Origin of the sequence: Lysobacter zhanggongensis, from assembly GCF_046638635.1 — a bacterium.
In the GTDB taxonomy this organism is placed as follows: domain Bacteria; phylum Pseudomonadota; class Gammaproteobacteria; order Xanthomonadales; family Xanthomonadaceae; genus Novilysobacter; species Novilysobacter luteus.
Genome location: NZ_JBJXHK010000062.1, coordinates 1 through 12899 on the forward strand (window position 1 = coordinate 1; position 12899 = coordinate 12899).

At 69.6% G+C, this 12899-nt stretch carries 13 protein-coding genes and 2 pseudogenes; 9 read left to right on the forward strand and 6 right to left on the reverse strand.

The genetic code is table 11. The features are described 5' to 3' along the window. Window positions 1–150: 150 nt before the first annotated feature. Entirely contained in the window at window positions 151–726 is a 576-nt protein-coding gene (locus tag ACKVMH_RS10320; protein WP_412700222.1) for an RNA polymerase sigma factor, read from the reverse strand. A gap of 185 nt (window positions 727–911) precedes the next feature. Between ACKVMH_RS10320 and ACKVMH_RS10325 the strand changes: the two genes are divergently transcribed. Beyond that, window positions 912–1253, forward strand: coding sequence for an NAD(P) transhydrogenase subunit alpha part 2 (locus ACKVMH_RS10325; RefSeq protein ID WP_215218631.1), 342 nt, complete (start codon window positions 912–914; stop codon window positions 1251–1253). Continuing rightward, complete coding sequence (locus tag ACKVMH_RS10330; RefSeq protein ID WP_412700216.1) at window positions 1250–2665, forward strand: NAD(P)(+) transhydrogenase (Re/Si-specific) subunit beta; 1416 nt, start codon at window positions 1250–1252, stop codon at window positions 2663–2665. Before ACKVMH_RS10325 ends, ACKVMH_RS10330 begins: the two co-directional genes overlap by 4 nt. 10 nt (window positions 2666–2675) lie before the next feature. Here ACKVMH_RS10330 and ACKVMH_RS10335 read toward each other — a convergent pair whose 3' ends face one another. Beyond that, the gene (locus tag ACKVMH_RS10335) at window positions 2676–3104 is read right to left on the reverse strand and encodes a hypothetical protein (RefSeq protein WP_251370575.1); all 429 of its coding nucleotides are present in this window, start codon (window positions 3102–3104) and stop codon (window positions 2676–2678) included. Between the two features lie 114 nt (window positions 3105–3218). On the opposite strand from ACKVMH_RS10335, the gene sufT reads away from it, so the two are divergent. The 4 genes and pseudogenes from sufT to ACKVMH_RS10355 all read left to right on the forward strand — a co-directional run bounded on the left by sufT (window position 3219) and on the right by ACKVMH_RS10355 (window position 8400). Beyond that, entirely contained in the window at window positions 3219–3776 is a 558-nt protein-coding gene (gene sufT, locus ACKVMH_RS10340) for a putative Fe-S cluster assembly protein SufT (RefSeq protein ID WP_215218629.1), read from the forward strand. A 356-nt stretch (window positions 3777–4132) separates the two neighbouring features. Then, window positions 4133–5893 (forward strand): annotated as a pseudogene (locus ACKVMH_RS10345) (S8 family peptidase); the annotation flags it as partial. 141 nt (window positions 5894–6034) lie between these two features. After that, window positions 6035–6262 (forward strand): annotated as a pseudogene (locus tag ACKVMH_RS10350) (proprotein convertase P-domain-containing protein); the annotation flags it as partial. Window positions 6263–6408: 146 nt separating this feature from the next. Further along, window positions 6409–8400, forward strand: coding sequence for a M20/M25/M40 family metallo-hydrolase (locus ACKVMH_RS10355; RefSeq protein WP_412700217.1), 1992 nt, complete (start codon window positions 6409–6411; stop codon window positions 8398–8400). Window positions 8401–8525: 125 nt separating this feature from the next. On the opposite strand, the gene ACKVMH_RS10360 is transcribed toward ACKVMH_RS10355, so the two are convergent. The 3 genes from ACKVMH_RS10360 to wrbA form a co-directional block, all read right to left on the reverse strand. Then, window positions 8526–9011, reverse strand: a complete 486-nt coding sequence (locus ACKVMH_RS10360) for an asparaginase domain-containing protein (RefSeq protein WP_215218626.1) — start codon at window positions 9009–9011, stop codon at window positions 8526–8528. Between the two features lie 78 nt (window positions 9012–9089). Beyond that, the gene (locus ACKVMH_RS10365; RefSeq protein WP_412700218.1) at window positions 9090–9470 is read right to left on the reverse strand and encodes a DUF2069 domain-containing protein; all 381 of its coding nucleotides are present in this window, start codon (window positions 9468–9470) and stop codon (window positions 9090–9092) included. After that, entirely contained in the window at window positions 9467–10057 is a 591-nt protein-coding gene (wrbA, locus tag ACKVMH_RS10370) for an NAD(P)H:quinone oxidoreductase (RefSeq protein ID WP_412700219.1), read from the reverse strand. The genes ACKVMH_RS10365 and wrbA overlap by 4 nt, the downstream gene beginning before the upstream one ends. Before the next feature lie 85 nt (window positions 10058–10142). Between wrbA and ACKVMH_RS10375 the strand changes: the two genes are divergently transcribed. The 3 genes from ACKVMH_RS10375 to yccX are packed head-to-tail and all read left to right on the forward strand — an operon-like array spanning window position 10143 to window position 12307. Then, window positions 10143–11408: a YihY family inner membrane protein gene (locus ACKVMH_RS10375; protein WP_215218623.1), complete on the forward strand. Its 1266-nt coding sequence runs from the start codon at window positions 10143–10145 to the stop codon at window positions 11406–11408. Between the two features lie 3 nt (window positions 11409–11411). Next, entirely contained in the window at window positions 11412–12041 is a 630-nt protein-coding gene (locus tag ACKVMH_RS10380; RefSeq protein WP_412700220.1) for a TlpA family protein disulfide reductase, read from the forward strand. Next, on the forward strand, window positions 12038–12307 hold the full coding sequence (gene yccX / locus ACKVMH_RS10385; RefSeq protein ID WP_412700221.1) for an acylphosphatase: 270 nt from the start codon (window positions 12038–12040) through the stop codon (window positions 12305–12307). Before ACKVMH_RS10380 ends, yccX begins: the two co-directional genes overlap by 4 nt. An 82-nt stretch (window positions 12308–12389) precedes the next feature. Here the strand turns inward: yccX and ACKVMH_RS10390 are convergent. Further along, window positions 12390–12899: O-linked N-acetylglucosamine transferase family protein (locus tag ACKVMH_RS10390; RefSeq protein ID WP_459167110.1), on the reverse strand; the 510-nt coding region annotated here is incomplete at its 5' end.

Consider the following 12899-nt stretch of genomic DNA (forward strand, 5'->3'; position numbering starts at 1 on the left):
CGCGGCGCGGTGCCTGGCGGGCCTCGCGCAACCGTCGGCGGGTCGGCGCGGACAGGTGGGCCAGTGCCTGCGCGTGGCAGTCGCGCGCGGCCCGGTCGAAGGCGTCGTCGTGGTGGGAGTCGCGAGGGGCGTCGCGAAGGGCGTCGCGTCTCATCGCCAGTCCTCCAGTTGCTGCTGCAGCGTCGCGCGGGCGCGCGACAGGTGGGTCTTGACCGAGCCCTCGCCGCAGCCCATCACCTCGGCGGTGGTGGCCACGTCCAGCTCTTCAAGTACCCGCAAAGTGAACGCCTCGCGTTGCCGCGCGGGCAGGCGGGCTATCGCCTCTGAAAGGCGCGCGTAGGCCTCCTGTCCCTCGTGGACGCGCGCCGGGCCCGGTCCTTCGTCGGTCCAGTCGGGCAGGCCGCCGTCTTCTCGTTCGGGCGGCGGCGCCAACCAGCGCAGGCGGAAGGTCCGACGCCGCTGGACGTCGACGATCCGGCTGCGCAGGATCCGCCAGAACAACGGGGTCCATTCGGTGGTCGGCCGGTCCTTGTAATTCAGCATCTTCACCATGGCGTCCTGCACCGCATCGAGTGCATCGTCGCGCTGGCGCAGCCCGAGTTCGGCGAAGCGGAAGGCACGCGGACCGATGCCGGCCAGGAAATGGTCCAGCGACGCGTACTCCTGGCGTGGCGGCGCAGCGCTCCCGGCAGGCGCGTGGGCGCCTGGGGACGGGGCGGCATGGATGTCGTCGTTGGCATCTGCATTCACGTTTCGAGGATATACGCAGTCATCGGTACTGCCTCAGGCAGCGCTGCTGCGGGGATGGGAACGCGCGGCGGCACCCCCGGTTGACAGGGTCGGCTGCGCCGCCGCGGCGGCCGTGGTTATGATGCGGGCGACATCGCAAGCCGGACGGCAGGGTGGCGGGGATGGGCGACGGATCGGTGGCACAGGCGTTCACGGTGCTCTACATCTTCATGCTGGCGGCGATCGCCGGCCACGTGATCATTTCGCGCGTGCCCGTGATCCTGCACACGCCGCTGATGTCGGGCTCCAACTTCATCCACGGCATCGTGCTGGTCGGGGCGATGGTCGTGCTCGGCCACGCCGACACCACTCTGGAGAAGGCGATCGGTTTCGTCGCGGTGGTGCTGGGAGCCGGTAACGCGGCCGGTGGCTACGTGGTCACAGAGCGCATGCTTGAGATGTTCAAGCCCAGTCGGAAACCGGGTGCCGATGACGCCGGCAAGCCGGGCGGGGACGCCGGATGACCGCCGCGGGGCTACTCGCCGCGGCGAGCTACCTGGTCGCGGCCACGTTGTTCCTGCTCGGGCTGCAGCGGATGGCCTCGCCGCGCACGGCGCGCAGCGGCATCCGCTGGGCCGGCGTCGGCATGTTGCTGGCGACCGCGGCGACCTTCCTGCTCGGACTCGACAACCTCGGTCTGATCCTCGCCGCGCTGGCCATCGGCGCAGGCGCGGCGTGGGTATCGGGACGCCGCGTCGCGATCACCGACATGCCGCAGATGGTCGCGCTCTACAACGGCATGGGGGGTGGCTCGGCGGCGGCGATCGGCGCGGTCGAGCTGCTGCGGTTCTCGGCGATGGCCACCGGCGTGGCGGCGGTCGCGCAGGCCGGCACCTCGCCATCGATGGCCACGCTGGTGCTGGCGGTGCTCGGCGCGGCGATCGGCGCGGTGTCGCTGTCGGGTTCGGTGATCGCCTGGGCCAAGCTCGACGGGCGGCTCGACCGCAGGGTCGTGTTCCCCGGCCAGCAGGTCTTCAACGCGCTGGTGTTCGTCGCGATGGTGGTGGCCGGCGGCTGGGCGGTGGCGACGCTCGAGGTGCCGGTGATCATTGCGTTCTTCGTGCTGGCGCTGGCGCTGGGCGTTCTGATGACGCTGCCGATCGGCGGCGCCGACATGCCGGTGGTGATCTCGCTGTACAACGCGCTGACCGGATTGGCGGTGGCGTTCGAAGGCTACGTGCTTGGCAACCAGGCGCTGGTGATCGCCGGCACCATGGTCGGCGCGGCCGGCATGCTGCTGACCCGGCTGATGGCCCGGGCGATGAACCGGCCGATCAGCGGCGTGCTGTTCTCCAACTTCGGTGGTGGCGGCGAGGCGCAGGAAATCAGCGGCGCGCAGAAACCCATCGAGGCCGGCGACGTGGCCGCGATGATGGCCTACGCCGAGCGCGTGGTGATCGTGCCGGGCTACGGCATGGCCGTAGCCCAGGCCCAGCACAAGATCTGGGAGCTGACCCAGAAGCTGGTCGAACGCGGGGTCAAGGTGAAGTTCGCGATCCACCCGGTCGCCGGTCGCATGCCCGGCCACATGAACGTGCTGCTGGCCGAGGCCGGCGTGCCCTACGACCTCATCACCGACATGGACGACATCAACCCCGAGTTCCGGCAGACCGACGTCGCGCTGGTGATCGGGGCCAACGACGTGGTCAACCCGGTGGCCCGGACCGATCCGGCGTCGCCGATCTACGGCATGCCGATCCTGGACGTGGTGGACGCGAAGAACGTGGTGGTGATCAAACGTGGCCGCGGCACCGGCTTCGCGGGGATCGAAAATGCGCTGTTCTACGCCGACAACGCGCGGATGCTGTACGGCGACGGGGCCGAGATGGCCGGCGCGCTGGTCAGCGAGCTGAAGGCCATGGACGGCGGCCACTGACCACCGGCAATCAGCGCGAGGCCAGCGCCGCCACCACCACCGCCAGCAGCCACCAGACGACATCGGTAGCGTCGTTGGCCAGCCGGGTGAGGGTCCAGGCGTGGTGGAACCCCAGTCGCACCGCCGACTCCCAGGGCGCGTAGCCGAGCATCTTCCCCAGTTGTGCCGCGATCTGGCCCCAGTTGGCCAGCGCGATGATCACGAAGGTGGCCAGCACCGCCACGGGTATGCGCAGGCTGCCCGGGCGCCAACGCCCGAGCCGCAGCATCAGGGCCACGTCCAGCGCGCCCAGCACTGCCATCCAACTGTGCTGCCGCCCGCTGGAGAATCCGAGCGCGACCCACGCCACGACGAACGTCGCCACGCCGAGGACCAGCAGCAGCCAGCCGGTCAAGGGGGCCGCCACGGGCGCGAAGGTGCGGCGGGCGGCTGGGGTCACGGGACGGCTCATTCAGTGGGGTCGGGGCGGCGCGCCAGCATAGCGGGCACGGCGCGCAGGCGATATTGGACTAGAATGGTCCGATTCAAGTTTCCGCCTCCGGCCGCCCCGCCCATGTACTCCCGCAGCAGTGAACCCGTCCGCTTCGAACGCGACTGTCCCGCCGTCCTGGTGCCCCAGGGCGACGCCGTGAACCTCCCGGCCGGCAGCGTCGGCTACATCACCCAGGCGCTGGGCGGCAGCTACACGGTGTTCGTCGAAGGCAACCTGTTCCGCATCGCCGGCCAGGACGCCGACGCGATCGGCAAGGAGCCGGCCGATCCGATCGAGCTGCAGGAAGGCGCCGATGACGAGGCGGTCGAGCAACTGGTCTGGAAGCAGCTGCGCACCTGTTTCGATCCCGAGATCCCGATCAACGTGGTCGACCTCGGGCTGGTCTACCAGGCCACGGTGGCACCGCACCCCGAGCGCCCGGGCGAGCGGCTGGTCGCCATCAGCATGACCCTGACCGCCCCCGGCTGCGGGATGGGGGACGTGCTGGTATCGGACGTGCGTGACAAGGTGGAGCTGATCCCGACCGTCGCCGAGGCCGATGTCGAGCTGGTGTTCGACCCGCCGTGGGGTCGGCACATGATGTCCGAGGCTGCCCGGCTCGAAACCGGAATGCTCTGAACCCGGAATAGGGTGACCCATTGGGTCAGGGTTTGCCGTTTTTGCGCAGAATGTTGCTGCTTTGCAACATTTCTGTCGCCCCACCGTAACGATTTGGAATCCGCCGGGCCTTGCCACGCAAGGCTCTCCGGCGATGGTGACTGTTCATCTTCGTTACGGGGCCGTTATTCGCCGCATGCGGTGTTGTGGACCCCGAACTTCTCCCCCTAGGTTGCGTTTCGGCTTGGTTCAGGAAGACAGACCTCGCCGAACGTTCGTCCGGCCCGTGCAACGGAGTGCCTTCGGAGGCTTCGGGTGCGAGGAACCAGACGAAACCTTTGCCGCGATTGCGGCGTTACTTTTCGGGGGTTTCACGAATGTCTCAAGACTCTTTGCGCGGGTTCCGCACCCACGCCCTCGCCGCGGCCACCGCGGCCGTCCTCGCGGCCGCGATGGCGTCCGCACCGGCCGTCGCTGCGGGCCAAGGCGTGGTCAACACCGCGGGCCTGCAGTCGGATGCCGGCAATGACCGCTTCATCATCAAGTACCGCGAGGGCAGCGCCCAGCGCGCCAGCGCCGCGGCCCTGAACCGCTCGCTCAACGCGGCCGCCAACAGCACCCTGCACGGGCAGGCGCTGGGGCTCAAGAAGCTGCGCCGCACCGCGATCGGCTCCGACGTGCTGGTCACCGGCAAGAAGCTGGGCCCCAGCGAGGCCGAGGCGCTGATGCGCCAGCTGGCAGCCGACCCGGACGTCGAGTACGTCGAAGTCGACCGGATCATGAAGCCGATCGCCACCGCCAACGACACCTACTACACCAGCCACCAGTGGCACTACTGGGAAGCCGCGGGCGGAATCAAGGCCGACCAGGCCTGGGATGCGACCAACGGCAGCGGCGTCGTGGTGGCGGTGATCGATACCGGCATCACCAACCACAGCGACCTCAACGCCAATGTGCTGCCTGGCTACGACTTCATCAGCGACTCGGGCATGGCGCGCGACGGCAACGGCCGTGACGGCAACGCACAGGACGAGGGTGACTGGTATGCCGCCAACGAGTGCGGCGGGAGCCACCCGGCCAGCAACTCCAGCTGGCATGGCAGCCATGTCGCCGGCACCGTCGCGGCGGTCACCAACAACAACTCCGGCGTGGCGGGCGTGGCGTACGGCGCGAAGGTCGTGCCGGTCCGCGTGCTCGGCAAGTGCGGCGGCTACACCTCCGACATCGTCGACGGCATCGTCTGGGCGTCCGGCGGCACGGTCAGCGGCGTCCCGGCCAATGCCAACCCGGCCGAGGTCATCAACATGAGCCTGGGCGGCGGCGGCGCGTGCTCGGCCAGCTACCAGAATGCGGTCAATGCCGCCGTGGGCCGCGGCACGACGGTGGTGGTGGCGGCCGGCAACAGCAACGCCGACACCTCCGGCTTCACCCCGGCCAGCTGCAACAACGTCGTCGCGGTGGCATCGACCACCCGCACCGGCGCGCGCTCGAGCTTCTCCAACTACGGCAGCCTGATCGACGTGGCCGCCCCGGGCAGCGACATCGCCTCGACGGTCAACAGCGGCGCCACCACGCCGTCGTCCGAGGGTTACAGCCTGATGTCGGGCACCTCGATGGCGGCGCCGCACGTGGCCGGCGTGGTCGCGCTGATGCAGGCGGCCGCGGGCGGGTCGCTGACCCCGTCGCAGGTCGAGTCGACCCTGAAGAGCACCCTGCGGGCGTTCCCGGTCTCCATCGACCGCGACATCGGCGACGGCATCGTGAACGCCAAGGCCGCGGTCGATGCGGTGTCCGGTGGCGACCCGGGTGACCCGGGGGACCCGGGTCCGGGCAACGGCACCCTTCAGAAGGGCGTGCCGGTCACCGGCCTGTCGGCCTCCACGGGCAACGACGTGGTTTACACGCTGGAAGTGCCGGCCGGTGCGACCAACCTGGTGTTCACCATGTCCGGCGGCAGCGGAGATGCCGACATGTACGTCAAGCGTGGCAGCGCACCCACCGACAGCAGCTACGACTGCCGGCCGTACCGCAGCGGCAACAGCGAGAGCTGCACCTTCGCCGCGCCGACCGCGGGCACCTACTACGTGCGCATCAAGGCGTACTCGAGCTTCAGCAACGTCAGCCTGGTCGGTGACTACAGCACGGGCGGCGGTGGCGGTGGCGGACAGCAGACCTACACCAACAGCGGCGATTACCAGATCCGCGACCGGGCGACGGTTGAAAGCCCGATCAGCGTGTCCGGTCGCAGTGGCAATGGCCCGTCGAGCACCCGCGTGGACCTCGACATCCGCCACACCTACAAGGGCGACCTGAAGGTGGACCTGGTGGCGCCGGACGGCAGCACCTACAACCTGCACAACCGCAGTGGCGGCAGCGCCGACAACATCATCGGCTACGCCACCCTCAACCTGTCCAGCGAGGCGCTCAACGGCACCTGGAAGCTGCGGGTCAACGACGCCTACAGCGGCGACACCGGTTACATCAACAGCTGGAGCATCACGTTCTGACCGGAGCGTAATCCGGTAACAAAACGCGGTCCCGGCAACGGGACCGCGTCCTTTGCGGACCGAACGGGGGGAGGTCCAGGCGGACCGGTGTCCGCTACCAACATCACGCGAGCCGCCCGGATGGCGGTCATCACAAGGAAGGTCCGATGAAGCGTTCCCTGATCAATGCCGCCATGCTGGCGGTCCTCACCCTGCCTGCCGCCGCCGCGCAGGAGCCTGGCGCTCCCGCCGACGCCCCGTCCGACGCCCACGCCCACGTTGACCGCCACCTGGCCGAAACGATCGCGCGCGACCCGCAGGCCCCGGTCTACATCGTCAGCTCCGCCGAGACCTACCGCGGTGCACTGCAATCGATCGCCCGCGACGCCACCGCCCAACGCGACGGTACCGGTGCGCGGCTGGTTGTCTCGCAGGTGCTGGCCCACCAGCTTCCCGACATCGGTCGCCACGTCCACGACGTGGAACGCCGGTGCGGCGGCTACTTCGCGTTTGCCAGTCGCGCCGAAGCCGAGCGCTTCCTGGCGCAGGAGCGCAGCGCGCAGGCGATCACCACGACGTTCGCCGGATACACCGTCGACAACCAGGCCACCGTCGGGCCGTGGCTGCCGCAGGTCGCCGAATCCAACATCCGCGGCACCATCGACCACCTCTCCACCGGGTACGCCAACCGCTACTACAACTCGGCTCCCGGCCATGACGCCGCGCAGTGGATCCATGACACCTGGGCCAGCCTGTCGGCAGGCCGTAGCGACGCCAGCGTTTCCTTCTTCGATTGCGATACCTGCGGCGGCCAGCCGTCGGTGATCCTTACGATCCAAGGCAGTGAGCTGCCCGGCGAGATCGTCGTGCTGGGCGGCCACCTCGACTCGGTCTCCAACGCCGGCAGCAGCGACGCGATGGACGCCCCCGGCGCCGACGACGACGCCTCCGGCATCGCCACCCTGACCGAGGTGGTCCGCGTGGCGCTGGCCGATGGCTGGCAGCCCAGGCGCACGGTGAAGTTCATGGGCTACGCCGCCGAGGAGGTGGGGCTGCGCGGCTCCAACGCCATAGCCCAGTCGTTCCGGCAGCAGGGCCTGAACGTGGTCGGCGTGATGCAGCTGGACATGACCAACCATACCGCCGGCGCCAGCGTCGACATGCAGCTGCTCAGCGACTACAGCAACAACGACCTCAAGCAGTTCGTGCGCGACATCTTCGACGAGTACCTCGCGCCGCTCGGCCTGACCCGTGGCAGCTACACCTGCGGCTACGGCTGCTCCGACCATGCCTCGTGGACAAGTGCCGGTTACCCGGCGGCCATGATGTTCGAGGCCAGCTTCAACAACGACATCCACACCCGCTACGACACGCTGGCCAGCATGGGAGGCACGGCCCACGGCAGCGTGCCGCTGGCCAAGCTCGGGCTGGCCTTCCTCGGCGAGCTGGCCAAGACCGCCGGCGGGGGCGAGCCGGGTCCGGGCGAGGGCAGCCTGGAGAAGGGCGTGCCGGTCACCGGCCTGTCGGCCTCCACGGGCAACGACGTGGTTTACACGCTGGAAGTGCCGGCCGGTGCGACCAACCTGGTGTTCACCATGTCCGGCGGCAGCGGCGACGCCGACCTGTACGTCAAGCGTGGCAGCGCACCCACCGACAGCAGCTACGACTGCCGGCCGTACCGCAGCGGCAACAGCGAGAGCTGCACCTTCGCCGCGCCGACCGCGGGCACCTACTACGTGCGCATCAAGGCGTACTCGAGCTTCAGCAACGTCAGCCTGGTCGGTGACTACAGCACCGGCGGCGGTGGCGGTGGCGGGCAGCAGACCTACACCAACAGCGCCGACTACCAGATACGCGACCGGGCGACGGTTGAAAGCCCGATCACCGTCTCCGGTCGCAGTGGCAATGGCCCGTCGACCACCCGCGTGGACCTCGACATCCGGCACACCTACAAGGGCGACCTGAAGGTGGACCTGGTGGCGCCGGACGGCAGCACCTACAACCTGCACAACCGCAGTGGCGGCAGCGCCGACAACATCATCGGGTCCGCCAATGTCGACCTGTCCGGCGAAGCCCTCAACGGTACCTGGAAGCTGCGGGTCAACGACGCCTACAGCGGCGACACCGGTTACATCAACAGCTGGAGCGTCACGTTCTGAGCGTCGCTTGCGCCGAACTATCCGGACAGGCGTGCAATCGCGCCTGACGGTTTATTGCGGGGCGGCCGATATGGCCCAACCGAACTCTCCCGCCCCGGCCATGCCGGGGCTTTTTTTGCGGGGTGCTACAGCGCCTCGAACCGGTTGGCGTCGACGTTCTTGCGGACGCTGGCCGGGTCCCAGATGCGGCCGTTCATCGCGATGTACACGCCGGCCGGGAGGGACTGCACCGCGCCGACCGCGGTGCCGATGTTGAATTCCGCGTCCGACCCGCGGAAGCGCGCCGGATTGAGCGCGCCGGTGAGCACGATGGTCTTGCCCGGAATGCTGGCGAGCACCTTCGCGGTCGCCACCATCGAATCGGTGCCGTGGGTCACCAGCACGTGGCGCGCGTCCTGCGCGGCGATGGTGGCGCGGACCAGTTCGCGGTCGCCGTCGGTGATGTGCAGCGAGTCCTTGCGCAGGATCGGGATCACCGAATAGCGGAACGCCACGCCCAGCTCGTCGAGGATGCGACCGATCTGCGGTTCGCCGATCTGGAAGTCCGACTTGTCGTCGAAGTAGATCTTGTCGATCGTGCCGCCGGTGGTGACGATGCAGAGCTGGTCCATGGTCATTCGCGGTGCGGGATGGCCGCGGATTATACGGCGCGGGGCCGCGCCGGCCCCGTCACGCGGCCTGCGAAGGGGTCAGGCGGGACCGTCGGGCGTGCTCTCGCCGCGTGCGGCACGACGCGCGCCAAACCTCGCGCGCAGGCCGGGCAGGCTTGCAGCGAACACCACCACCACCGCCAGCAGGGTTTCGACCAGTGCCAGCGTGCGGTCCGCGGGGCGCACCCAGGCCACCATGACCCCGTGGCAGAACCACGCCAATGCGAACACGGCCGCCCAGAAGCCGGCGGTCCGTCGACGCAGCGCGACACCCACTGCCAGCAACAGCGGCGGCAGCGCGAAAACCAGCAGTGCCACCCACGCATCGGGCCGCGGAGCGAACCAGTAGCCATACAGGGCCACCAGCGCCAGCAGGGCGACCAGCAGCACGCGCCGCGATGCGGGCAAGGGCGGCGTCATGCCAGCTTCGCCGCGATCGCCGCCACCCGTCGACCGAGCGCGCGGGCCAGGTGGGCCTCGTCGTCGCTGGGTTGCGGGTCGTCGTTGCCGCCGGCCACGTGGCTGGCGCCGTAGGGCGTTCCACCGGTGCGGGTGCTGTTGAGCAGCGGCTCGGTATACGGGATGCCCGCCAGCAGGCATCCGTGGTGCAGCAGCGGCACCATCATCGTCAGCAGGGTCGACTCCTGCCCGCCGTGCATCGTCGCGGTGGAGGTGAACACACCGGCCGGTTTGCCGACCAGCGTGCCGCTGGCCCACTGCGCACCCAGCCCGTCAAGCCAGTGCTTGAGTGGCGCAGCCATGTTGCCGAACCGGGTCGGGCTGCCGACGAGCAGGCCGGCGCACTCCTCCAGGTCGCGTGGCTCGACATAGGGCGCGCCCTCCTCGGGCACGGGCGGCGCGGCCACCTCGGTCACCACCGCCACCGGCGGCACCGTGCGCAGGCGTGCCTGCATGCCGTCGACCTCGCCGACGCCGCGCGCGACCTGTCGCGCCAGTCGCGCGACCGAGCCGCCGCGGCTGTAGTACAGGACCAGGATCTCGGGCATGGGCGTGGCTCGTGCAGGGAAGCCGCAAGGATAGGGTAGGGCGGTGTGAGTCGCGACCGCCGCCGCATCGGGTAACCTCCGGCCGATGGAGCCACTGGATTCATTCAACCGCTGGGGCGACCGCCTGCGCGATCGCGCGCGCGCGACCGCGTTCGCGCGGTTCCTCGGCCGGCGCTTCATCGAGGACGACCTGTTCCAGGCGGCTGGCGCGCTGTCGTTCACCACCGTGTTCGCACTGGTGCCGCTGTCGATGGTGGTGTTCGGGGTGCTGTCGGCGTTCCCGGTGTTCGCGCTGTGGAGCGAGCGGCTGAGCGACTACATCTTCTCCAACTTCGTGCCCAGTGCCGCGCGGTCGGTCGAGGATTACCTGCTGCAGTTCTCCACCAACGCCGGCCAGCTGACCACCGCCGGCACGGTCGCGCTGGTGGTGTCGGTGCTGATCACGCTCAATGGCGTGGAGCTCGCGTTCAACCGGATCTGGCGGGTCAAGTCGCACCGCCCGAAGTTCGGCCGCTTCCTGGTGTACTGGACGGTGCTGACGCTGGGCGCGCTGCTGGCGGCGGCAAGCCTGGCGATGTCGGCGCGGTTCTTCGCGCTGTCGGTGTTCGACACCGAGGCCGGCCACGTGCTCGAGGCGGCGATGTTGCGGCTGGCGCCGATGGCGCTGGAGGTGTTCGCTTTCGCGACGATCTACAAGGTGGTGCCCCATCGCACCGTGCAGTGGCGCCACGCGATTGCCGGCGCCCTGCTGGCGACCGTGCTGTTCGAACTGGTCAAGGGCGGCATCGGGATCTACCTGGGCACGTTCGGCAACTACTCGAGGATCTACGGCACGCTGGCGTTCGTGCCGGTGTTCCTGCTGTGGATCTTCATGAGCTGGATCGCCGTGCTGCTGGGCGCATCGCTTGCCTCGTCGATTTCGGCCTTCCGCTACCAGCCGGTGTCGATGCGGCTGCCCGAGGGCTATGAGATGTACGGCCTGCTGCGGCTGCTGGCGCGGTTCAACGAGGCCCGCACGAGCGGGGCGGGCCTGCACACCGACGACATCCAGCGGCTCGAACCCCTGCTGACCGATTCACTCGTGCAGGAGATGCTCGCGCAACTGGCCGAGATCAACGTAGTGCGTCGTGCCGAGGGTGGCGAATGGCTGCTCGCGCGCGACCTCGACTCCCTCAGCCTGGCCGAGCTGTACGAGGCCTGCCAGCTGCGCATCCCGGTCGCCGAGGCCCACCTGCCATGCCGTGACGATGCCCTGGGCAAGTCCGCGGTCGCCGCGCTGGACGAACTGCGCGTGCCGCTGCGGGCGCTGCTCAAGCGGCGCGTCTCCACCATCCACGCCGAAGAGGACTGAGCCGTGCGTACTGTGTCATTACGAAACATCGTCCTCGTCGCGCTTGTCGGCGCCGTGCTCGGTTGCCAGCCGGCCGATCGCCCGGCCGCCGCGGCCGGGGGCGGGGAACCGGCGGCGCCGTCCGTGCCGGTGGATGGCGCGGTCGTCGCGGACAAACCGGCTCCCGAGCCCGCCGATGGGGCCAAGGGCGCCGATACCGGTACGCCCGCGTTGCGGATCGACACCCTGGATGGGGCGACCTACGACCTGGCCGACCGGCGGGGGACCTGGGTGGTGGTCAACTTCTGGGCGACCTGGTGCGCGCCGTGCCTGAAGGAGATGCCGGAGCTTTCCGCGCTCGACGCCATGAACGAGCACATCGAGGTGGTCGGGCTCGCCTACGAAGACATCGAAGTGGACGCCATGCGCGAGTTCCTCGCCGACCACCCGGTCGTCTACCCGATCGCGATCCTCGATACCTACGACCCGCCGGCTGACTTCGACACGCCGCGCGGGTTGCCGATGACCTGGCTGATCGCGCCCGATGGCCGGGTGGCGCACAAGGTGCTGGGGCCGGTGACCGCGCGCGAGATCGAGGATGCGATCGCCGCCGCGGGCGGACCGGCTGCCGGTCGCGCCGGAGCACCGTCGTGACGGCGGCGCGCTTCGTCGTCGGCGGCCGGGTGCAGGGGGTGTTCTTCCGGGCCGGCACGCGCGAGCAGGCGCAGCGGCTGGGTTTGCGCGGCTACGCCCGCAACCGCGCCGACGGCCGGGTCGACGTGCTGGCGGTCGGTGACGCCGCTGCAATCGATGCGCTGGCCGCGTGGCTGCGGCAGGGGCCGCCACAGGCACGCGTAGACGAGCTGGAACGGCTGGATGCCGACCCGGCCGAAGCCGGCGCGGACTTCACGATCGGCTGAGCGCCTGGCCGTTCGCNGCCACAGGCACGCGTAGACGAGCTGGAACGGCTGGATGCCGACCCGGCCGAAGCCGGCGCGGACTTCACGATCGGCTGAGCGCCTGGCCGTTCGCCATGGAGTGCACCGCGGCGGCGAAATCGCGGGCGAACGCATCCATGTCGAACAGGCCGCTGTCGCGCCGGCGTCGAGCGACCTCGGCACGAAGCTCGTGCAGCGCAGTCGGATCGCAGCCGAGCCCGGTCGCGCGCGCCACAAACGCGGCGTCGTCGGCCACGTTCATCGCCGGCATGCCGAGGTGGTGGTTGAGGCTGCCGGCGACACGCGACGCGAAGGTTTCGCCGGGCACCGTCAGCACCGGACAGCCTGCCCATAGCGCGTCCGACGCGGTCGTGTGTGCGTTGTAGGGTGCGGTGTCCAGGAACAGGTCGGCATGCTGCAGACGCGCGAGGTAGTCCGCGTGCGGCTGCTTGGGCATGAAGACCAGCCTCTCGGGGGTCACGCCGCGGGCCTGCGCGACCTCGCGCAGGCGGCGGTCCGCGTCGCCCGGCCCCGACAGCAGCCACAACACGCTGCCCGGCACCGCACGCACGGC

Coding starts and splice junctions, on each gene's coding strand:
- ACKVMH_RS10360 (WP_215218626.1), bottom strand. CDS start 9,011: ATGGACCAGCTCTGCATCGTCACCACCGGCGGCACGATCGACAAGATC.
- ACKVMH_RS10355 (WP_412700217.1), top strand. CDS start 6,409: ATGAAGCGTTCCCTGATCAATGCCGCCATGCTGGCGGTCCTCACCCTG.
- sufT (WP_215218629.1), top strand. CDS start 3,219: ATGTACTCCCGCAGCAGTGAACCCGTCCGCTTCGAACGCGACTGTCCC.
- ACKVMH_RS10325 (WP_215218631.1), top strand. CDS start 912: ATGGGCGACGGATCGGTGGCACAGGCGTTCACGGTGCTCTACATCTTC.
- wrbA (WP_412700219.1), bottom strand. CDS start 10,057: ATGCCCGAGATCCTGGTCCTGTACTACAGCCGCGGCGGCTCGGTCGCG.
- ACKVMH_RS10365 (WP_412700218.1), bottom strand. CDS start 9,470: ATGACGCCGCCCTTGCCCGCATCGCGGCGCGTGCTGCTGGTCGCCCTG.
- ACKVMH_RS10375 (WP_215218623.1), top strand. CDS start 10,143: ATGGAGCCACTGGATTCATTCAACCGCTGGGGCGACCGCCTGCGCGAT.
- ACKVMH_RS10330 (WP_412700216.1), top strand. CDS start 1,250: ATGACCGCCGCGGGGCTACTCGCCGCGGCGAGCTACCTGGTCGCGGCC.